Origin of the sequence: Bradyrhizobium paxllaeri (assembly GCF_001693515.2) — a bacterium.
Lineage (GTDB): Bacteria > Pseudomonadota > Alphaproteobacteria > Rhizobiales > Xanthobacteraceae > Bradyrhizobium > Bradyrhizobium paxllaeri.
Genome location: NZ_CP042968.1, coordinates 5334566 through 5354245 on the forward strand (window position 1 = coordinate 5334566; position 19680 = coordinate 5354245).

The window sequence follows — 19680 nt, forward strand, 5'->3', positions numbered from 1 at the left end:
CTCCTTAGCTCGCGATACGGTCGCGCGAATGCGGTGAAAGCCGTGCACGAAATGCGGCCGTCAGCGCCGGTAACAAGTGCATAGCGTCGTTGACGACGCCGATATGGGCAAAGTCAAAGATTGGCGCGTTCTTATCGGTATTGATGGCGACGATCAGATCGGCGCCCTCCACGCCGACCCGATGCTGGATCGCGCCAGAAATGCCCGCGGCTATATAGAGCTTTGGCCGGATGGTCTTGCCCGTCTGGCCGATCTGCCGGTCGGAGGTGACCCAGCCCTTTTGTACCAGCGGACGCGAACAGCCATATTCGGCGCCGAGGACGGTGGCGAGCTGTCGTACCAGCTGGAAACTCTCCGGCGAGCCCAACCCCAGCCCGCCGGCGACGACGACGTCGGCATACGCGAGATTGGATTTGGCCGAATCACGGTCCGGCAGAAAGGATAGCACTTTGGTGACGATGTCTTCTTCGAGCAGGCGGAGCGGATGGACGACAATGCGGGCGGCATCGCGCGCGACACGCTCTGGCATCGGCATCACGCGCGGGCGGACGGTTGCCATCTGCGGCCGGTAATTCAACGTGTAGATCGTGCAAAGCAGCGATCCGCCAAAGGTCGGACGCGTGGCGGCAAGCGAACCATCCGCGTCAACGTCGAGCTCAGTGCAGTCCGCAGTGAGACCCGTAAGTAGTGTAGTGGCTACCGATCCTGCAAGATCGCGACCCAGCGTGGTGGCGCCCAACAGGAGGATCTCTGGCTTGTAGGTGTTGACGAGATCGGTCAGCGCCTTCGTGTAGGACTCGTTTCGATACTCCGACAGCACATGCTCGCTCACAAGATAGGCTAGGTCGGCCCCGTAGCAGAAGGATTCGAGCGCAGCATTGCGCGTGCTTGCGGCCTCCGGGCCGATGACGACCGCGGCGAGATCAACCTTCAGCTTGTCGGCAAGCCTGCGGCCTGCGCCCATGAGTTCCCAGGAGACGGGATGCACCTGGCCGCGCTCCTGCTCGACGAAGACCCAGACGTGCTTGTAGGCCTTAAAGTGCTCGGGCAATTCTTTTTTGATTCCTGCGCGGCCGGCCGCGGCAGGCGTGGGAGCTTTGGTGACGTTGCTCATAGCTTTGAATTCCCCTCAGAACCTGCGCGCCTGCGCCACAAGATCGGTCTCTAGGTTGGGTTGGCCCTTCAAGATAGCTTTCATCAGCACCTCCATCGGCTGCTTGGGGGGCTTCCACCAGCCCCGCCTTCTCGGCACGTGGCGCCGGCGCAAAGGCCCGCTTGACGACCCGCGAGCCGAGCGCGACGCATTTCGACACTCCTCGACGTCGGCCTCCTGCGCGCTCCATTTTTTACAATCGGCCCCAGCGCCGCCCGCAGGGCGGCGGTCATCACGGACGGCAAATCTGGCTCGTTGCCTCCGCCATGGTTGGCCAGCGGATTTGTGCGCAATATCTGCACGCCGGGTTCGGCGCGGCGCTCCGCGTCGACCGTGGTGAGCGCGGTGATCTCGCTGCCGAACTTGTCACGCAATTGGAGCGCGGCCTCGAGCGCGAACAAGTATCGGTTGATGATGCTCGGCCGCCATGACGTACCATGGTGTTGGTCACGGGATTGACGCGGATCTGCGCGGAATCGGGAACCTGCTTGGTGCGAACGATACTGTGCATGCCTTCTCCAGAGTAGCGTGGAACGCGAGCTACCATTGGCGGCCGTCTCCGGGTCAATCCCAGCCTCAATGGCGGCGTCAGAGGCAACTGCGAACGGCATTACGCTAGCGTGAGCCATAAGATGATCCCGGCGCGAGCGGCGAGCAGTAACGGCACAACATTTTTGTTTTTTCTCCAAATCTCATCTCCGACGGCAACAAAACTGTGTAGTCGGCGCCAATGACGGACTTGGCCGGAGAACAGCAAGTGTCGTACCAGTTGGGGACATCAAAAATCAGCCGTCCATTCAACAACTTAAGAAAGTTGACAAAGACTGGGCGTTAGCATCGCCGATCCTACAATTCCGACATAAGTCGCGAATGCGACAGCGCCGCTTCGCTTCATTGCTGTACAGAGTTGATCTGGATGAAGAGGAATATGGCACAACGCGCTGCACCGACATGGCTTGGGGGCAGATCTGAACCATGTGTGAGGCTATTTCAGCGAGCTCAACGGCACGAATGCCACCGGTTTCTTGGGCTCCGCGACCGCATCCTTCAAGACCTTGAACACCCGCTGGTCGATCGGCGAGGACGCCACGAAGTCGGCATAAGCCTGCTCCAGCACCGCCTTGCACCGCGCCCTGACCTCGGCCTCCGCGCGATCTTCGAATACTTCCTTGGCGAGATATTGTCCCATGCGCTTTAAGATATGCAGGCGCGCGACATTGACAATCTTCGGGTCGTAATCGACGTCAAGCAGCGCAAAAACGTCTTCGGCCGAGGAGGCCTTGTTAAGTCGATCCAGGATGCCGACTGCCGCCTGCGTGTTGCTCATCGCGTTATCTCCATTGGGTTAGATCGCCGGCCTGTGGTCGGGACCCGACGCCGGCTGGTCATCTCCTTGCGACGCTGCTTCGCGCAGGCGGCGCTGCATATGGCCTCCAGGCCTATGTCGTCGTGGGTCAGCGAGGGCTTCCGTGGCACGCCGGCGGTTTCGAAGTGATCGGCTGTAATAATGCCGGACTATGGCCGCCTCACGCACCATTGATCAACAAGCGCTCGCAGACGTCGCGCCAGATCGCCACCACCGTCTCGCACGCGACCGGTCGCTTGTGCTCGATGGCATGTTTCCGCACCCGCAACAGGATCTGTCTTGCCTCCTCGGCGCTGGCGGCGAGCTGCAATTCGTCAAGCAACGTGGTGATCGACGACAGCCCGGAATGCTTGCCGATCACAATACGGTTGGAGCGACCAAGCAAATGGGGGTCGAGCGACTGATACGTGCGTTGATCTTTCATTAAGCCATGGACATGAATGCCGGATTCGTGGGTGAACACATGCTCACCCACGATCGCCTTGTTCAGAGGAATCGTGCGTGCAGCCGCGGCTGCCACAACGGCCGCGACGTTCTGCAGCTCCGGCAGCACGATGCCGGTGTCGCGCCCGTAGAGCTGTTTGAGAGCGACCGCGACTTCTTCCAGCGGTGCATTGCCCGCCCGCTCGCCGAGACCGATGACAGTCACCGAGGCATGGCTCGCGCCGCCCTTGATGGCGGCGAGCGTATTGGCGGTCGCGAGCCCGAGATCGTCATGGCCGTGAAATTCGAGCTCAAGATCGGTGGTCGAACGCAAACGAGCGATCAGCGCAAAGGTGGAGTCGGGATCAAGCACGCTGAGCGTATCGGCAATGCGAAAGCGCCGTGCGCCCGCGGCTTTTGCGGTGGCGATCAGCGTGGTGAGAAAATCGACATCTGCGCGGGAGGAGTCCTCGCCGCCGACGGCAACCTCAACCCCCCGCTCGCGCGCATAACTTACCACCCGTCTCACTTGCTCCAGCGCCAGCTCGCGGTCACCGCCAAGCTTGGCGGCAATCTGCACGTCAGAGGCCGGGATGGAGACATTGACCATCGACACCTTGGCCTCGATTGCCGCATCGACGTCGACTTCACGCATCCGGCACCAGCCAATGCTGGTGATCGGAAGACCGGTCTCGACCACGGCTCGGATAGCCGCGATTTCCTCACTGCCCATGGCAGGCGTGCCTACTTCGATCTCGGTGACACCGGCGCGCGCCAGCGCCTGCGCGATCGTCACCTTTTCGTCGGTGGTGAAGGCAACACCAGGAGCCTGTTCGCCATCGCGCAGCGTCGTGTCGTTGAGTACGATCGGACCTCCCCATGACGTCTTGGTCCATGACGGTTTGGCAGAGGCGACGGCGATCATGGAAGGCTCCTTGTTCCTGGCAAAGCAAGACTTGAGCAACCCGCATGCCACGCCGGCGCCCGGCCCCAAGCTATTGGACTAGCAAGCAGTTTTCGGCACATTCGGATTGTCGCAAACGCGACAGCATCGCAAACTCAAGGCGTCGGCTTACCTCACCACGCGCTGGATGGTATCAACTCCGCTTGCGGCGCAGATGGATGATCAGACCGCCGCAGGAGACTTCGTGGCCTGGCAGCGGCTCCGGCACCTTCACAAGCAGGAGATCCGCATTGGGGACATCGAGCAGCGTATGCTCGCCATGTAGATAATAATGCGGATGCGGTGTGGTGATGGTGTCGTATAATGCTCGCGAACGATCAAGGCAGAACCGGCGCAAGAGGCCGGCTTGCGTGAACTGGTTCAAAGTGTTGTAGACGGTAGACCACGGGACCGGAAAGCCGGTCTCGCGCGCCTCGGCAAATCGCATCTCTGCGCTGACATGCCGGGCACCCCTGGCAAACAATAGCTCGTTTAGCATCAGGCGCTGCCGCGTCGGTCGTAGCCCGGCCTTGAGTAACACATTCTTCCAGCCGCCAACGGCGGGAGATTGCCCGCTGAGTTGGACGGAGGCCGGTTCTACCTGCACATCGTCGAGGTTCGCACGATCCCCGGCGTTGCTGGTCGGAAGTCTGGCCAACGGCCGATCCATCTGATGTCGCTCACATCGGCCAGGTGCCGGCGGCGACCGGGACAGCCGCCTGCAGCAGAACGTCCCGCCGACGCTCGGCCATCCGGCTCTCGCCGCTTTCATCGCCAAAGCAAAGATTGAAGTCGTTGCATTGCGTGCACACCGGTGTCGTACACATGACAAGGCCGTCGTCCTCGCACAGTGTGCGATAAAAGAAGCGCTTCCAGCGCATATTATTGGTATTGCGCGCGGCCAGTGGTGCGAAATGGCGGCCTAGGAGCCTGGATAGTTCGCCACGACCGCGCAATCCGAGGTCTTCCCACAAGTGATTTGGCTCGATTGCGCGACGCGCGATCATCGCAGCTAGCCAGTTGCCGACGTCCCCTTCGGTCGAGCGTTGTGCGAGCAGGAGATCACGCAACATTGCCGCCTCGTCGATCTCATTGCGCTTGACACCCAAGGGCAACTCCTCGCGGTTTATCCGGATCGACGGGAAGTATTGCTCCAGCACCGCGGCCAGCTCATGGCTGGACAGACCGACCTTCTCTGAAACCAGACCACCATCCATCGTGGCGGCCGCCAGAATGGACGCCAGCACGTGACGATCGAAATTGCTGTCACTAGCTATATCGGCATCTGCGGGGTCCGCCCCAGTGAGCAGGCGGTATGTCGCAATTCCCCTATGCTGCTCATCGTTCGCTTCAGTCGCTCTGGCGGCCCTAAGCGGAAAGAACTGGGCTTCAAACATGAATTGCCGACCTTTTCACAGTGATCAAGTATGTCGTGATGCTGGTCACGACATCTTTCGCCGGAGCGCCGACCTCCTAATCAGCATTGGGAAGGCCGGCCTCTCTCGGTCTGGCCTATTACTCGGCTGCGAGTTCGGCTGCGGTCTTGCCGATGATGGCCTCGTCAACGGGCTTCATGATGCCGTGTTCCATCAGCATGTCCTCGAGCTCATCCATGGAGATCGGGGTCGGGATGATGCCCTTGCCGCCATTGTTGTGGATCTTGGTTGCGAGATTGCGATAGTGATCGGCCTGCTGGGATTCCGGCGCATATTCCAGCACGGTCATGCGACGCAGCTCCGCATGCTGCACGACATTATCGCGCGGCACGAAATAGATCAGCTGGGTGCCGAGCTTCTTGGCCAGCGCCTCCGCCAGTTCCAGTTCCTTGTCGGTCTGCCGCTCGTTGCAGATGAGGCCGCCGAGTCGCACGCCGCCAGAGTTGGCATATTTCAGAATGCCTTTGGAGATGTTGTTGGCCGCATACATTGCCATCATCTCGCCGGACATAACGATGTAGATCTCCTGCGCCTTGTTCTCGCGGATCGGCATCGCGAAACCGCCGCAGACGACGTCGCCGAGCACATCGTAGGAGACGTAGTCGATGTTCTCATAGGCGCCGTTCTCTTCCAGGAAGTTGATCGAGGTGATGACGCCGCGGCCGGCGCAGCCGACGCCCGGCTCTGGACCGCCCGACTCTACGCAGCGGATGTCCTGATAGCCGATCTTCATCACGTCCTCGATTTCCAGGTCCTCGACGCTGCCGGCATTCGCCGCCAGGCTCAAAATCGTGTCCTGCGCCTTGGCGTGCAGGATCAGGCGAGTCGAGTCCGCCTTGGGATCGCAGCCAACGATCAGGATCTTGTGACCCATCTCGGCCAGCGCCGCCAGCGTGTTTTGCGAGGTGGTCGACTTGCCGATGCCGCCCTTACCGTAGAACGCGATTTGTCTCAGTGAAGCCATGTTGCTCTCCATCAACCAATTTGCCAAAGATTGCGCGCTGGCTCGCGCGCGAGCTTGTTTCTCTCTCAGAAACGAGGCACACGGGTTCAAGGGAAGGAGAGCAGCGCTCGTCTCGCGCGTCTGCGTGCACTCAGCCCTTATTCAGTGTTGCTGCATCCTGATAGCAACCGCCGTGCCAACCCTGTCCACGCCCTTTAAGCTTCTGATTACACTTTGAAAAATTCGCGAGCCGGTGGATGAAACCAGGTGTTTTGAACGTGACAGGATTCGTGCCGCTGTCAGAAGCCGGACAAGGATCGCCAGCATCAAACGGGAAAACGCCGGCTTGGCGGGCCATTTCAATGCATTCATGCACGGAACGGAAATCTCTAATGCTCTTGCAAGCCGGTTTGTCGGAACGGATTTTCAGGAGAGCAACATTGCAGATCGGTGTCGGACAGCCGAAAGAAGTCGACCAGCGACGGGTGATCGTGGTCGACGATGACGAGATCACCCGCGCGGCCTTGCAATTCATGCTGCATGAGGAGATCGAGACGCACCGAGCTTGCAACGCCGGAAGAGGCCTTTGCCATGGGCGTCGATTGGCTAAAACCGCATCTGGTGTTGCTCGACGCCGTTTTTTAAGCAAGAGGGGCGGCGCTGATCGGCGAACTGGCGCCCCATTTCCCGACGATCGGATCCTGATCATCTCCGACAGATCCGACCAGATACGGGCCTTCGTCGAACACCACAATCACATCCGCTTCCATGAGAGCATCGATAACCTCACTCCTGCCGATGGTACTTCGGCAGGGCTGAGGCCGATCCTCGCCAAGCGAAAACGTGTCAAGCGCAACAGCATCATAAAGCGCCGTTCGCAGCATCAATTGCAAGCAACTCTAACCCCTGATGAGCCAAAGCCTCCCTTCTCGAAAAGCCTGATCAGTCTGAAATTATCTGACGACGGACAGAGGGAACGCAGCTTTGCATTAGCGCGGCGATCAGCAGCGCGGCGCGCCGTCGGGAGCAATGGCGTAGATGATCGCGCCGCGTGAAGGCGGCGGGATCACTCTCGATCGCACGCGCGGCTTGCATCGCGGCGAGCACGGGGCCGCCTCTCGATGCCGGTATTGACCGCACGCTAGGAACATTGAACTGATCTGCATTGCCGATCGCCTCGACCGGGCAGGCATGCCGAGAACTGTGGCCGGCCCGCATGGCGTCGCTCAAGGGCGCGGCGCAATCGTTTGCCAGCAAGCCAAATGTTCACGTGACGCCGGTCGGCGCGCGAAAGCCGACTGAGTGGAATGAGATTGCCTCCACGCTGCTCCGGCCAGCGCCGGATGTACCGCAGTCGGCGCCTTGCCTCCGCAGCGCGCGGGGATAGGCAATCGCCCAGGTCGCGTTTGGCCGCTGTCGGGTAAGTGTGCGCTCACATTAGCTCACGCCGTGATCTCATCGCGTTGCTCTGCTGTTGCAGAAGACTTCCTCGTTCCTCGAAGATACTGAAGATATTCCAAATGGCCAGGCAATGTGCGGACTAACTCACTCGTGCGATCCCGCACTTCTTGAAATGCCTCGAGGGCAGCGCTTACATTACTGGAGTGGCGCAGAGCAGGCAGGCTATCGACGGGCCGATAGTTCAACCCAAGCAGCATCACAGAATAGGAGTAGAACTCGAAGCCGTGATAGCACGGGTTGATACTCCTTTCGTTCGGAAGCCGCTTTTTCCAAAGCTGAAGGCGTTGCTCCACGGAGGGAGGGACAGAGATCTCCTTTGTCGCCTGCCAAAACGGCGTGTCGGCCCTGTCAGACGAGCGATAGTGAAGGACAAGAAAGTCGCGCACGCCGTCAATGCAATCGGCCATGATTCTATTATAGTCAGCCGCTACATCCGGGTCCGTCGTGGGACCCGAATAATGACGCAGGAGCTCCTCAATACCAAGCTGAATGAAGAAGATCCCAGTTGACTCTAGTGGCTCCACGAAACCGGAGGACAAACCGATTGCGACGCAGTTCTTGACCCAAGCATTACGGCAACGCCCGATTCGCATTTGAATATGATTCGCGATGCAGTCCTTTGCGCGCGGACCTATATGTGCGCGAAGCTCAGATTCAGCTTCTTTGGAAGACATGAACTGACTGCAATAGACGTAGCCGGTTCCGACCCGGTTATAGAGAGGAATGTTCCAGACCCAACCGGATGGCAGAGCGGTTGCTGAGGTAAAGGGCTCGATATCTGATCTGTCGTTTGGGTAGGGCACCTGCAGCGCTACCGCGCGATCATTCAGCAAAACTTCTTGAAACGAAACGAACGGTTCCTTGAGCGCCTGGTTAATGAGAATACCGCGAAAGCCGCTACAATCCACGTACAGCGATCCTTTCACTGCCCCATTTCTGCGCGTTCTAAGACAATCAATCGAACCATCGGTCGAGAGAAGCACGTCTTCGACATCGTCTTCGATGCACCGAACGCCAAGCGCGGTCGCATATTTCTTGAGAAAGCTCGCGAGCAGACTGGCTTCAAAATGATACCCATAAGGATACTGCAAACGGTGATCCGATAGGAAGGCATTTGGGGGCGTCTTGTCTGCAGAATTAAACCTGCCTTTGACCTTGTGATCGAAGACTTCGCCGTTCATGTACCTTGGGGATCTGTTGTTGTCGCATAGAGCGGAGGTACTAAAGCATACGGAATCGAATGCCGTCTCATTAGGCTTTAGGTGCAACCACCATTCACCAAGATTGTTTCCGTCTACCACCTCATAGCGTTGGAACGGATGATAGAAATGCCCGCCGACAGCAGTCCAATTGGTGAACTTGATCGCGAGCTTATAGGTCGCATTACATTCTGGCATCCATTCCGCTTCATCAATGCCGAGATAGTCAAAAAACAATCTCATAGTGCTGAAGCTGGCTTCACCAACCCCAATGGTGCCAACATTAGCAGACTCGATAAGCGTGATATCGACGCCCTTCAATGCCTTTTTGAGATAGGCCGCAGTCATCCATCCTGCCGACCCGCCCCCTAGGATGACGATGGACTCACCAGTCATGATTTCCATTTTCGTTTCTCTATCGTTAGTTGTTCGAGAGTTGTGCAATGGGCGGACAGTTCTACGTCCGCTCAAGCGAGAAAAGCATCTCCTGGCATGCTTGCGTTAGGGTGTGGATCGGGATTTCACCGCCTGGGAGATGAAAGCTACTCGCGTCAAAGGCGACAACTCAAACCAGCGCGTGAAGGCGCAGATCGCGTTCATAACAGGTCAGTATAGGAAGTTCGTAAACCTCCAATCCTTGTTGTAACCGTTGCCCGCAATCGCGTCACAGCTCGCTCAGCGGTTCTCACCGGAGCGGCCCGAGCAACCTCCTTAACTGCCTCAGAGCTTCGATCCGGGTCCATTCGAGGCAGAACGGGCTCGCACCAAGCACAACAGCTACCATTGCTAAAGTAGAGCATTGGGAGCGCCGAGACGGCGGCGACAACGTGAGGCTAAGAGCTGAGACATTCGTAGTCGTTGGAAAGCTTTGCAAGTCGAGGACCATTCCCGCCTATTGAGATCGTACAACGTAACGCTACGTGCGATTCAACCCCCTCCGTGGCTCGTCGCATGAATGTGTCCAACTGTCGGTTTCCACACCAGGGGACAACTCGAGCCGAGTGCTTAGGATATCTCAAGAAGATTGCGTACGGGTGACAATGCCGCTCGACAAACTGGTCGAGCATGCCAGTTATCGTCAAGCCCTCCGGCATCCCGCTCCAAAAGAGAACTATCCCGCGCCATGGAACCTTCGCTACAGCAATTCGCCTTTGCGGCCTCGCCGGGTGCGACGAAGTTGGCTTGGTGCCATCGCTGGCCTATCTTCGTCTGCGCGACACGCATCGTTTACTTCTTTCCTTTTGCTGGCATCATCAACTTAATCGACCGCTAAGCCGAAGAAGGCACTTCTCAGAGGTTCGAGATTCGGCGATAGCGCTGTCATGGAGGTCTCGAGCCAAATCGCAAAGGCTCCTCACGCGAAGCACGACGAAAGTCGGCAGTAATGGCTCCGGGATGGGGGATGTGAAAAGGTTCGCGACCTGATCGTGAACTGACAGAAACGATTTGAAACGCTTCATGATCCGCTCGCGTCGCCGCGTCGGCTGATGAGAAGTCTCTGCCCCATTGGTCAGAGCTTTATGCCGGCGAAGTTCGCTTGAGGACCCATCTTAGCCGTGGCTGCACCGTACGAATGGAGCCTATCCGTGATCATCATGCGCGGCGGCTCGCCGGCGGATTTCAAGAGCTTCTTCATGAGCCGCTGCGCAGCACGCGGGTCTCTTCGGCGCTGGATCAAGACGTCGAAAACGCAGCCATTCTGGTCGAGAGCGCGCCAGAGCCAATGTTGTTCGCCCGCAATCGAGATAACGACTTCGTCCGATGCCATTTGTCACCGCGAGCGGGAACGCGCTTGCGGATCCGATCCAAGAACGCCGAATTCCCTTCCCCACTGGCGGGCGGTTTCATAGGTCACGCCAATGCCGCGCGCCGCCAGCATTTCTCGTCATGCGCGGGCTTGATGGAATCCGAAATACGACCAACGGCATATCTGATCCCGTCCTGTGGGAAGCGATGGCCGCGACAAAGAGCATCCCGGACGGTCGGCATGCCGGTCGTCTACCCCCTCGGCCGCTTCCATTCGTGACGGTGCCGTCACGCGTCAAATGTACGGTCTCGGGCAAATCGATCTGCTTCAAACTCGACTGATCGGCTCAGGATGAAAGGTGCTGCATTAAAACTGCGACAGAGCCAAACTGAACGCCGATTGACACATTGGCACAGATCAGGTCGATTGTCTGAATGCCGTGGCCCTCGAACGTAACTACAAACGCCCGACAGGTTTTCATCGGGCGGATCTACCAGTTTCAAGACTTGAGCCCCCGTAATTCTCCGTAAGCCGTCTGCTGCGCCGAGCCCGAGCTAGATGCGCCGGAATTTTTATCCAGGATGGCGGGCTCAGTGACTGACACTTTGCGCCGGCAAATAGGCGGGCAACGGCACCGACTGCGCAAAGCTGTTTGCACTCATTCGTCGACTGGCGACTGGCAGGCTAGATGATCCACTTGCAACTGTGCGCTTTCATCATCCAGCAATCGCCGAAGCTCCCCTGGAGGGAACTGCTCTAGATCGAAAGTAGACTGTTCTGGATCGACGGAGAACGAATGGACAGGGTGATTGTCCCCTCGTCCGTCAAGCTCGTCATGCAATTCCTTTTCCAGTCGCTCAAGCTGCTCTGAAGGGAGGGAAGCTGGCGACGGGATGGATTGGTCATCCAGATGATCCAGCACTCGCCGAAGCTCCCCCTGAGAAATCTGCTCTGCATCGAACGCGACGTGCCCTTGAATCAAAGCCGACGGGGCCGGTTGATCATCCCACCGTCCCTGAAGCTCCTCTGGCCGACTGCCAGCTTCCTGCGACGCGCTGTGCTGCGCAGCGGCGACGCGCCTCGACTCTATCAGTACCGCGTCTTGGGGATTGGTGAGGGCCGCGTTCTGGGGGGAAGAATTCGGCTTAGCGCGAGCGCGTCCTGGGCGCACGACGGCTACGCCCGTCGACCGAAAGGTCTGGAGATGCTCTAATGCCTTGACAAGTCTCTTATTACCCCCTCCGGTGAACTCGTGTACGTCGCCGCCATCGCTCAGCGCCTTACTGTCGAGCCGAGCAACAATGCTCTGCCTGTTTTTTGCGAAGAGCCAGCGGCTAAAGCCAAGAAGAGAACTTACATGCTGCTTCGCGGGGGTGGCGGTCATCCCGGCCTTGATGAGGGCCTCCTCAAGCCCCAAGATAACGGGAACATCCTCGGAGTAAAGAGGCCGCCTGTCCCACTGCCCCCGTATCACGGTCCCCGCTGGCTGAGCCGGCTGCAGCGCCGAGGCGGCGCGCATTGCTCCATCACCTCCACCTGAATTGGTGAACTCGCTCATCTGCCGCTCAATGGCAACGCCTTGCGGATTGTTTACGGCCCTCGGCCTCTTCGCTGCTCTCAACTCCGCTGTGTCATGCTCGTGGTTGATGAGGACCTCCGCGCTTGGCAGGAGGTTGCTCCTGGCAAGCGCACCCATCAGTTCGTCTGAGGACTGCTGGCCGTCACTAGACACATTGGGAGGGGGGCTACGGCGCAGCCCTTCGTCGGGCATCGCGGTATCGGCCTCGCGCGCCTCGTGCAACTGCTGCTCAAAGGCCTCTTGCCCGGGTCGGTTCGATTGATGCTCTTGCAGCCCAGCGTATTGCACCTGGGGCCACGCTGTTGAATTGGATGCGTCAAGATTTTTCGGGTCCACGCTAGCCTCGCGTCCAATATCAGTTGAGCAGGTATGCTACTCGGGCGAGCTTTCGAGAACCTGACGAGGCCACGGCGCTAGCGTGGAGGCATTCGCGTCGCTCAGCCTGACCGTATTGCCTCATCCACGAATGATAGCCTGATGGCACCATCGATGCTGAAGGCCCGAGGAACCGATCGGTTGAGTCTAGGACGATCGACGCTCGCTCGACGCAAGGACTGTGGGCGGGTCGGGCCCTTTCATCGCCCGAGCCGTCCACAAGCCCGGTCAAAGGGCCAGCAATCGTTGCAACTTGGCGGTTCCTGAGCAATGAGCTTCTCGGCGGTCTTCTTCCTGAGTGCCTTGAGCAGATGCTGCACGATCGAGTGTTGTTTCATCCCGAACTGATCGGGGTGATTCTCGGTCAGCCGGCCGATGACGGCGAGCGCGGTCACAGTTTCGGTTGACAGGATGAGCCCGCCCTTGGTCTTCTCCGGCTCGATGTAGATGCCGGCCAAGACCTTTGTTGTTCAGCAGCTCGATGCTGCACAGATCGCCGATGAGTTTCATCAGCTCGGCCTTCTGGTCCTCCGACATCGAGCGCGGTTCCAGTGTCGAAACGCGTACCGTCCCTTCCCACTTCTCCTACTCTTTCAGGATGTCTTCCATCGTCTCAGCGAGCAGCGTGCGCGCGTCGGCGAGCGCCTTCGGCACCCCTCTTGTGCGGATATCGGCCCCAATCTGTGAGATTACGGACGTGATGACGTCGATCACTTATCCAGCTCATCAAGCTTGGCCTTAAAAAGTTTGGCCAGCTTGGTGTCGGTGGTGACGCTTGTTTACAGCCCGCCCACCTATTTCCGACCTAATTGCAGGAGCGTCATGCCGGTCAGCGGGTATCTGACAAAGAAAAGGCCGCCTGCGTTGCCACAAGCGGCCGAAGTCTAGGGAGGAAATGCCCAAGGAGGGCAGGATGCAGCCTAGGATGAACGCCCTCAGCAGCTCAATTGAACGCAGGTAATCCTCGAGCATCCAAACGGTGCGACGGAACGATACGAACGTTTATGTCGAGATCGGCAAGGGTAACGCCAAAAATTGCCGCTCGCCGCCGGCATCGGCCACCATATGCCGCACCAGGATCATTTCCGCGGCTTGGCCTTGTCGCTGTACTTTTCGTCTTCTCATGAAGGCCCTCGCCTCTGTCAGCGCCATGCTCCATCTTGGGGTATGGCGTCACGCCGCCGCCGTTGGCAAAGCCGGCCTTGTTGCTCATTCTGGCGCTTTTCTGCGGAGTGGCGGCGGCATTACCCGAGTACTTGAGCGGTTGCGTCCTTCGGTCCTTTGGTTGCGCGGTGTATGCTCGCGGGCTTCTGCATCGTGCGGGAAAGCGGTACCGAGCCGCGCGGATCGCCCCTTCAGGATCAGCTCGTCCTCACGGACGCATGGATCGGTCTTCGTAGTCGGCGATTCGGCGATTCGATGTGGCGATGTCCTGCGCCTCATCGGGGTGACGTTCGGTCGTTTATTGCCTTCTTCTGGAGCTTGGGAGGCAAGCTTGGCCTGACACTCAGCCATGTGCTTAGAGCGCTCGTGTGCCACGGTGGCGGCTTGCGAGACCATGTAAGCGATTACGCTGGCCGATGTCCTTCGCATTGCCGCCCATCCGGCTCATCGGCTGGACGAGCTTCTGCCCTGGAATTGACGCCAGCATCAGCGATCTCCGCTCCAGCGGCATGACGACACACGTCAACAAGGTCCGTCACGCCGCCACAACCAGTGGCGGAGGCTGCGAGGAGACCAACGGGGTGCCGGGCTCTTCAGAATTCAGATCTCGGCTGCAGCTAGTTATCTGCTGGCTGATACTTCGGACAAGCCGGGCGTGGTGGCGCTCCAAGAACGAGCTGAGATAGATAGGGAATGTCGCGCACGATCCACCGTATCGTTAGCCCGACGGCAACAATCGCTCCCCCAAGAATTCCCGCGACGACCAACCTAGTCGTGAGATCCCAAAGTTCGCCGTACTGTATCGAATCCATGAGACGAAAGATCGTGGCTTGTATCAAGTATAGCAGCAGCGTGCTCTCTCCCAGTTCCACGGTGATAAAGCTGATCACACGCTTTGAGCGGCCGACTTTCCAGCATTGGAGGATGAGCACGATGACAATCGCTGAGGCCGCTGCGGAGCCGACAAGCATCAGAAGTACGTTTTGTGCCGACTGCATATCGTGCACTAGGGCGAGATTGTTGTAGATGTAAGTGTCTTTGCGCCAAGTTAGAAAGCACACCAAAGCCGCTATGGAGAGAAACATGATTAAGAGCGGCTTGTGAGATCGCGTTATGCCCGTCCACCATTCTCTCGACTGAGCAAAAGAGAATCCTAGGCAGAAAAACGGGAACGTATATTTTATAAGAGGCAATATGGAAAATGTCACAGGTGCAAGTGGGACTAGTATGACTGATGCGAATAAGATCCAGGGCGACCAACGATTGAAAATCAAAAGAATTTTGACGAGAAGGAAAGAAACAAAAGCAGCCCAAATGAACCAGTATGTGCCGGCGGAATCCTTTAGACACTGCAAAACGCTGGCTGGTTCGCTGGCGGACGAACTTAATATGGCCAACTTGGCTGTCTTCAGGAGAGCGTACCAAAAGAGCATGGGCAACAAGAGCTGCATCGCACGATCACCGATGGCTCGAGTGAACGACTTTCGCAAGAGCGCTCGCCAAGAAAGATATCCGCTAATCGCCATAAAGAGTGGCATGTGGAACATGTAGATCCATTTGAAACATGGCGACTCCCAGAAGCCTTCATCTCGGTAGACCACATATTGGATCAGGTGACCGACGATCACCAAAATAATGAGCACTCCTTTCGCGAAATCTAAACCTAGCTCTCGATCCTTTGCCTCTGGCGTGCGCGGCCCGGGAACATCCGATCCAGTTACATTTAACAATGTATTTCAAACCTCTCGGTATTGTTCCGATGAGCCGGATACTCGTTGACGGGGAATACCCGCTGCGACCAAGTACTGCTGCACGGTGACAAGGCGCTGACCATCTCAGGAGAGATAGGCCGAGCTGCCGAGCATAGGTATACGCTGCGGCCACCTATTATAAAAAGCACTTCGCGGCTGCAGCTTTGCATCGCCCAAACAATCCATTCGGCGATGGCGGAGGCATTTGCCATCTATACTCTACGGCCTCCGATAGCTGAAGGTGGTCGATGGCATGTTCAATTGTACGGAGGTGGGCGACCCGTATCGAAAAGAGGGGACCTGCTATACGAAGGTTTACCTATGGGGGCTCTGCCCCACTTCGACCGGCTTGCCTGATCGAGGGGGCGCGTTGCGGCCTGTGCGACCGGAAGGAGTGTTTGCACACTTCCAGCGGCCGGCCTGCCCGTGGGTGTTTGCGATTCCTGAACCGCTCCTTTGCAAGGACCGATGGCGCTCCCGCAGCACCTTTCTGCCGTCTCAGCAGACCATTGCTATCGACCACCGCCTGGATTTTGCTCGTCAAGCCGTCGCGTGACTTTTCCCACCAACTGGCGCTGGTTCCTTGTGATACAGGCGCCATGCTGATGTACGCGAACAATGAGGTGCGATCATCTGGACAGCGGCATCAAGGGCAGCGGCAAGAGCGTCCATGATCCGGCCACCCACACCCGCCCGCCGCCAGCGAACGAAGCGGTTCTAGCATGTGGTGTACGGACCAAACATTTCGGGAAGATCACGCCAAGGCGCTCCGGAGCGCAAGACCCAGAAGATGCCATTGATGACACGAAGGTCATTCACCCGAGGAAACGCCATCCGGCAGCATGGGCTTGATGGCAATCCATTCTTGGTCGGCGAGCGCGTAGCTCACCCCTATGGTCGACTATCGGATCAGTTAAGTCTAAACTTGCCCAACAAACAAGCTCCCGCTTAATAGTCTCGACTCACGGTTGTCCTAGCCGGTCTGGCACCGATCGGAAGCGGGCGCGAGGATTTCATCGGCACTCGTTGAGAGATTATAAATGCTTGTGCGAAGGTGAACTTGCTTGTGACCAAGTCGTCGGCGTTACTTCATCATCACTTCGACCTCTGCACGAAAAGCCTGGCGCGAGGCGTCTCGTGAATAGAACATATGGCCGCCGGGAAAGACTACAAGCTTGACGCGCGGTGACGAGGCAAATGGCGGCAATTGATCGAGCACGATCTGTGATTCGAGATAAGGCGTGACGAGGTCAAACAGGCCATGCCCGACCAGCAATTTCAACTTCCGGTCCGTTGCCAGGATCTGGCGCAGCTCCGAAACCGACTCCGGAGGGCTGCGGCCGAAATCCCAAGCCTGCGCGACCGTGCGGTTGAGCAGCTCATACGAGCCGTCCGGCCGCCAGTTAAGCTTGCGCGTAAGGAGATCGACAGTGGCGCTGGTCAGAGGCGCCAGCAGCGTATCGCTCGAGGGATCGCCGGAAAGGCGGAAATCGGAGTCCGGATACGGATCGAAGCCGCGCACCGAGGCGTCATAATTGCCGATTAACTTGCCGTTCTTACGATCGAACTCACGGCGGAACTCGGCAAGGTCGAAACGGCCCGCGAGCCTGCGACTCACCGCCGGGTCGATGCCGGTCAGCGCCGCGGTCTTGTCGGCCAGACGCGTGGTCGCTTCCTTGTCCGCCTGGCCTTTGATGAGATCGCTCAGAAACTCGCCGCGTGCATAAGCTTCCACGTCGGCGAGATCGGCTCGCTTTACCGGACCCTTGGCTTCACGTAGGGTCGCGACATAGCTTGGCAGCCTTGCGACGTATTGCAGCAAGCTCGTGCGGGCAAACTGGCTGGAGTCGAACACTGGCGAGAGCATGATCAAGCCCTTGACGCCTATGCCCTGCCGCATCTGCAACTGGTCGACAACCTTTGGCCCGCGAATGCCACCATAGCTTTCACCCGCGATGTACTTCGGCGACAACAGCCGGTCATGCTTTTCGAGCCAGCGGCGGACCACCAGGGCGAGCGCGTTGACGTCGCCCTCAACGGAATAGAGCCGCTTGCGCGCATCATCGCCGGTCCCCACGAAACGGCTGTAGCCGGTGCCTACGGGGTCGAGAAACACCAGATCGGTGAAATCGAGCCAAGTTTCCGCGTTTGGCCTCACCTCCGGAAATGTCGATGGCGTGACCTCGTCAGCATTGATCGGCAACCGCCACGGTCCGGCACTGCCGAGCTGCAGCCAGGCCGATGATGCGCCCGGTCCGCCGTTGAAGAAGAATGTTACCGGGCGCGTGCCGCGATCCGTGCCGTCAAGTTGATAGGAGGTATAGACGATGTCGGCCTGTGGCTCGCCCTTGTCGTCGAACAGGCGGATGGAGCCGGCGGTCGCGACGAAAGAGAGCGTCCGCCCAGGGAGCTCAAGCGTGTGCCTGCTGCTGGAGTCCGGCGGGAGGCGATGCTGCTCGGGCGTCGACGGCATACTCGGCGTTTGGCCGGCGTCACCCTTCTGGCCGCCCGGCGTCGTGAGCTGGGCGGGCGGCGGCCGATCGTCGGCGCCCGCGCTCCACATTATCCCGCAGGCAAACAGGATCAGCGCAGGAAAGGTGCGGCGCACCGCGGTCAATTGCATCGAGTTTCTCCTGTCCCGGCGCGCACCTTGAGCGCGAGGCGTGTCTATCAAAACGGCTCTAACCACTAGCTCACGCCGGGGAACAACAAAACCTACTCAATCCAGTAGCCGTCATCATGGTACCTGATCAACCCAGGCGCGAGCCTGTCATTCCTAACAAATCTAACAGGGTGACGCCTGACAGCTACAGCAAACGCTCCTACAGAAGGCGCAATGTTAGCAAGGGCTGCTTCTGCCGGCTCAAGGATTTCCGGCGCGTTACAACTCGCTACGACAAGTTTGCGAGAAACTTCTTGGGTGCCGTTTACCTCGCCGCCATCGTCACCTATTGGATAATTGAGTCTGGCTCCTAGTTCAGCTTTGCCAAGAAGGAGTTGATCGCGTCAGCACCTTGTTTTGGCTGCTGGCACATCCACCAATGACCTGCCCCTTCTAAAATCGCGACCTTTGCGCCGGCGCGCTCGGCACAACGGCGCGCGAGCGTCTGCCCGCCGCAGTAATGGTCTTCTGTCGCGATCAGCGCTAGGCCAGGTTTGGCGGCTGCCCGTGGCAAGCCAGTCCCGAGATCGCGCATGATCGGTTGCGCGGCCGATCTGTACAGCGCCAGGATTGCCCTGCCCATCTCGCCGTTCGCACCAGCAGCGACCTTCCGCGCGATCGCCGCGGTCATGCCCAAGCTCTCGTACCGCCGGGCTAGCGCTTCGGCCGGCATGCTTGCCATTTGAGCAACCGCTTGCTCTCCGACCTGTGGCGTCTGCCAAGCCTGCGCCAAGTCGTGCCAGACGTAATCGGGGTGGAACGCGCCCAGAATATCGACCGCCCAGGATCGTATTAGACCCAGATAGTCCATCGCAATGCGCATGACATGTCCCCCACCCCAGTCATGCCCCACGAGATCAATCGGTTGCGCCAAGTTCCCGAGTTCGCCAACAAGCCAGTTGCGATAAGCATCAACAGAACAGTCAAAGCCGGGTGGGAGAGCTGACCCAAATCCGGGCGGAGAGAGACGAATAATCTTTTGGTCGCTCAGATGCGGGACCAGATCGTCCTAGATCGCCTCGGTTTCAGGATTTCCGTGAACAAGAACGATGGCCATCGCGAGTTTCCCTCAAAGCAACTCTGTCGCACAACCCCTCGATAGCACTGCCACAAAGAATGTTGCGCCACTGGTGACAGCGATGCGTCGCGCACAGCGGCTTTCCCAACCGTCGCCTCTAAAAGTCCATCGCCCAATAGTGGCGTGCGTGACAACAACGCCAAAGTTCGTCGCTTGGCAACTGCGAGAATTGGCGGTGCAAGAAAGCTTTGTCGGCTGTTGTGAAGGGTTTCGGATGCCGGCCGCTTGAGGGACGGCGCCGCGTGCTCGGCGGCCGGCGTCCGAAAGCCTCCAAGGGAGGAAACCGCGCTTAAGGGAACGTACGGCGGTGCGGCAGGCGCTATGGGAATTTGAGTGCCGCGGGCGCGCTGGCTGATTGGGATCGAGCCGAAGCAACGCGTTGTGCGACGGTGAAGCGGCT

The 19680-nt window shown here is 58.6% G+C and carries 16 protein-coding genes and 4 pseudogenes; 2 read left to right on the plus strand and 18 right to left on the minus strand.

From position 1 onward, the window contains the following. Positions 1 to 4: 4 nt before the first annotated feature. The 8 genes and pseudogenes from LMTR21_RS25510 to LMTR21_RS25545 all read right to left on the minus strand — a co-directional run bounded on the left by LMTR21_RS25510 (position 5) and on the right by LMTR21_RS25545 (position 6622). The gene (locus LMTR21_RS25510; RefSeq protein ID WP_057862009.1) at positions 5 to 1114 is read right to left on the minus strand and encodes an electron transfer flavoprotein subunit alpha/FixB family protein; all 1110 of its coding nucleotides are present in this window, start codon (positions 1112 to 1114) and stop codon (positions 5 to 7) included. Positions 1115 to 1488: 374 nt separating this feature from the next. Then, a pseudogene (locus LMTR21_RS41115) lies at positions 1489 to 1664 on the minus strand (nitrogen fixation protein FixA); the annotation flags it as partial. Positions 1665 to 2138: 474 nt separating this feature from the next. Next, positions 2139 to 2480 (minus strand): nitrogenase stabilizing/protective protein NifW, encoded by a 342-nt coding sequence (nifW, locus tag LMTR21_RS25520; protein WP_065754706.1) that lies wholly within the window; start codon positions 2478 to 2480, stop codon positions 2139 to 2141. A gap of 199 nt (positions 2481 to 2679) precedes the next feature. Further along, positions 2680 to 3867: a homocitrate synthase gene (gene nifV, locus LMTR21_RS25525; protein WP_065754707.1), complete on the minus strand. Its 1188-nt coding sequence runs from the start codon at positions 3865 to 3867 to the stop codon at positions 2680 to 2682. Between the two features lie 172 nt (positions 3868 to 4039). Then, entirely contained in the window at positions 4040 to 4555 is a 516-nt protein-coding gene (locus LMTR21_RS25530; RefSeq protein ID WP_084030803.1) for a Fur family transcriptional regulator, read from the minus strand. Positions 4556 to 4565: 10 nt separating this feature from the next. Next, positions 4566 to 5282 carry a nitrogen fixation protein NifQ gene (locus LMTR21_RS25535; protein ID WP_084030804.1) on the minus strand — a complete coding sequence of 239 codons (717 nt, stop codon included), beginning with the start codon at positions 5280 to 5282 and terminating at the stop codon, positions 4566 to 4568. Between the two features lie 118 nt (positions 5283 to 5400). Continuing rightward, positions 5401 to 6285, minus strand: a complete 885-nt coding sequence (gene nifH / locus LMTR21_RS25540; RefSeq protein ID WP_028350602.1) for a nitrogenase iron protein — start codon at positions 6283 to 6285, stop codon at positions 5401 to 5403. A 130-nt stretch (positions 6286 to 6415) separates the two neighbouring features. Then, positions 6416 to 6622, minus strand: coding sequence for a hypothetical protein (locus LMTR21_RS25545; protein WP_141688450.1), 207 nt, complete (start codon positions 6620 to 6622; stop codon positions 6416 to 6418). Positions 6623 to 6704: 82 nt separating this feature from the next. On the opposite strand from LMTR21_RS25545, the gene LMTR21_RS40295 reads away from it, so the two are divergent. Then, positions 6705 to 7319 carry a hypothetical protein gene (locus LMTR21_RS40295; RefSeq protein ID WP_187399191.1) on the plus strand — a complete coding sequence of 205 codons (615 nt, stop codon included), beginning with the start codon at positions 6705 to 6707 and terminating at the stop codon, positions 7317 to 7319. Between the two features lie 387 nt (positions 7320 to 7706). Here LMTR21_RS40295 and LMTR21_RS25565 read toward each other — a convergent pair whose 3' ends face one another. The 9 genes and pseudogenes from LMTR21_RS25565 to LMTR21_RS25595 form a co-directional block, all read right to left on the minus strand. Continuing rightward, a complete protein-coding gene (locus LMTR21_RS25565) occupies positions 7707 to 9329 on the minus strand; it encodes a tryptophan halogenase family protein (protein WP_202639127.1) in 1623 nt (540 codons plus the stop codon). An 853-nt stretch (positions 9330 to 10182) separates the two neighbouring features. Next, positions 10183 to 10913: pseudogene (locus LMTR21_RS25570) on the minus strand (IS6 family transposase). A 416-nt stretch (positions 10914 to 11329) separates the two neighbouring features. Continuing rightward, positions 11330 to 12586, minus strand: coding sequence for a hypothetical protein (locus tag LMTR21_RS41120; RefSeq protein WP_246174192.1), 1257 nt, complete (start codon positions 12584 to 12586; stop codon positions 11330 to 11332). Positions 12587 to 12825: 239 nt separating this feature from the next. Then, complete coding sequence (locus LMTR21_RS25580) at positions 12826 to 13083, minus strand: hypothetical protein (protein WP_065754710.1); 258 nt, start codon at positions 13081 to 13083, stop codon at positions 12826 to 12828. A gap of 127 nt (positions 13084 to 13210) precedes the next feature. After that, positions 13211 to 13339, minus strand: a complete 129-nt coding sequence (locus LMTR21_RS41505) for a hypothetical protein (RefSeq protein WP_283813510.1) — start codon at positions 13337 to 13339, stop codon at positions 13211 to 13213. Between the two features lie 288 nt (positions 13340 to 13627). Then, a complete protein-coding gene (locus LMTR21_RS41510; RefSeq protein ID WP_283813511.1) occupies positions 13628 to 13750 on the minus strand; it encodes a hypothetical protein in 123 nt (40 codons plus the stop codon). 656 nt (positions 13751 to 14406) lie between these two features. After that, on the minus strand, positions 14407 to 15519 hold the full coding sequence (nolL, locus tag LMTR21_RS25585) for a nodulation factor fucose acetyltransferase NolL (protein ID WP_065754711.1): 1113 nt from the start codon (positions 15517 to 15519) through the stop codon (positions 14407 to 14409). Between the two features lie 523 nt (positions 15520 to 16042). Further along, positions 16043 to 16429: pseudogene (locus LMTR21_RS41955) on the minus strand (IS5 family transposase); the annotation flags it as partial. A 195-nt stretch (positions 16430 to 16624) separates the two neighbouring features. Next, on the minus strand, positions 16625 to 18163 hold the full coding sequence (locus LMTR21_RS25595; protein WP_065754712.1) for a S10 family peptidase: 1539 nt from the start codon (positions 18161 to 18163) through the stop codon (positions 16625 to 16627). A gap of 140 nt (positions 18164 to 18303) precedes the next feature. Between LMTR21_RS25595 and LMTR21_RS41645 the strand changes: the two are divergent. Continuing rightward, a pseudogene (locus LMTR21_RS41645) lies at positions 18304 to 18516 on the plus strand (IS5/IS1182 family transposase); the annotation flags it as partial. On the opposite strand, the gene LMTR21_RS25605 reads toward LMTR21_RS41645, so the two are convergent. Then, a complete protein-coding gene (locus tag LMTR21_RS25605; protein ID WP_210250598.1) occupies positions 18513 to 19205 on the minus strand; it encodes an alpha/beta fold hydrolase in 693 nt (230 codons plus the stop codon). The pseudogene LMTR21_RS41645 and the gene LMTR21_RS25605 sit on opposite strands and share 4 nt — an antisense overlap. Positions 19206 to 19680: the final 475 nt, after the last annotated feature.

Excerpts from the sequence above, each read along its gene's own strand:
- LMTR21_RS25565 (WP_202639127.1), bottom strand. The coding sequence starts at position 9,329 with ATGGAAATCATGACTGGTGAGTCCATCGTCATCCTAGGGGGCGGGTCG.
- nifV (WP_065754707.1), bottom strand. The coding sequence starts at position 3,867 with ATGATCGCCGTCGCCTCTGCCAAACCGTCATGGACCAAGACGTCATGG.
- nifH (WP_028350602.1), bottom strand. The coding sequence starts at position 6,285 with ATGGCTTCACTGAGACAAATCGCGTTCTACGGTAAGGGCGGCATCGGC.
- LMTR21_RS25535 (WP_084030804.1), bottom strand. The coding sequence starts at position 5,282 with ATGTTTGAAGCCCAGTTCTTTCCGCTTAGGGCCGCCAGAGCGACTGAA.
- LMTR21_RS25595 (WP_065754712.1), bottom strand. The coding sequence starts at position 18,163 with ATGCAATTGACCGCGGTGCGCCGCACCTTTCCTGCGCTGATCCTGTTT.
- LMTR21_RS25530 (WP_084030803.1), bottom strand. The coding sequence starts at position 4,555 with ATGGATCGGCCGTTGGCCAGACTTCCGACCAGCAACGCCGGGGATCGT.
- nifW (WP_065754706.1), bottom strand. The coding sequence starts at position 2,480 with ATGAGCAACACGCAGGCGGCAGTCGGCATCCTGGATCGACTTAACAAG.
- LMTR21_RS41510 (WP_283813511.1), bottom strand. The coding sequence starts at position 13,750 with ATGAGAAGACGAAAAGTACAGCGACAAGGCCAAGCCGCGGAAATGATC.
- LMTR21_RS25510 (WP_057862009.1), bottom strand. The coding sequence starts at position 1,114 with ATGAGCAACGTCACCAAAGCTCCCACGCCTGCCGCGGCCGGCCGCGCA.
- LMTR21_RS25545 (WP_141688450.1), bottom strand. The coding sequence starts at position 6,622 with ATGGCCCGCCAAGCCGGCGTTTTCCCGTTTGATGCTGGCGATCCTTGT.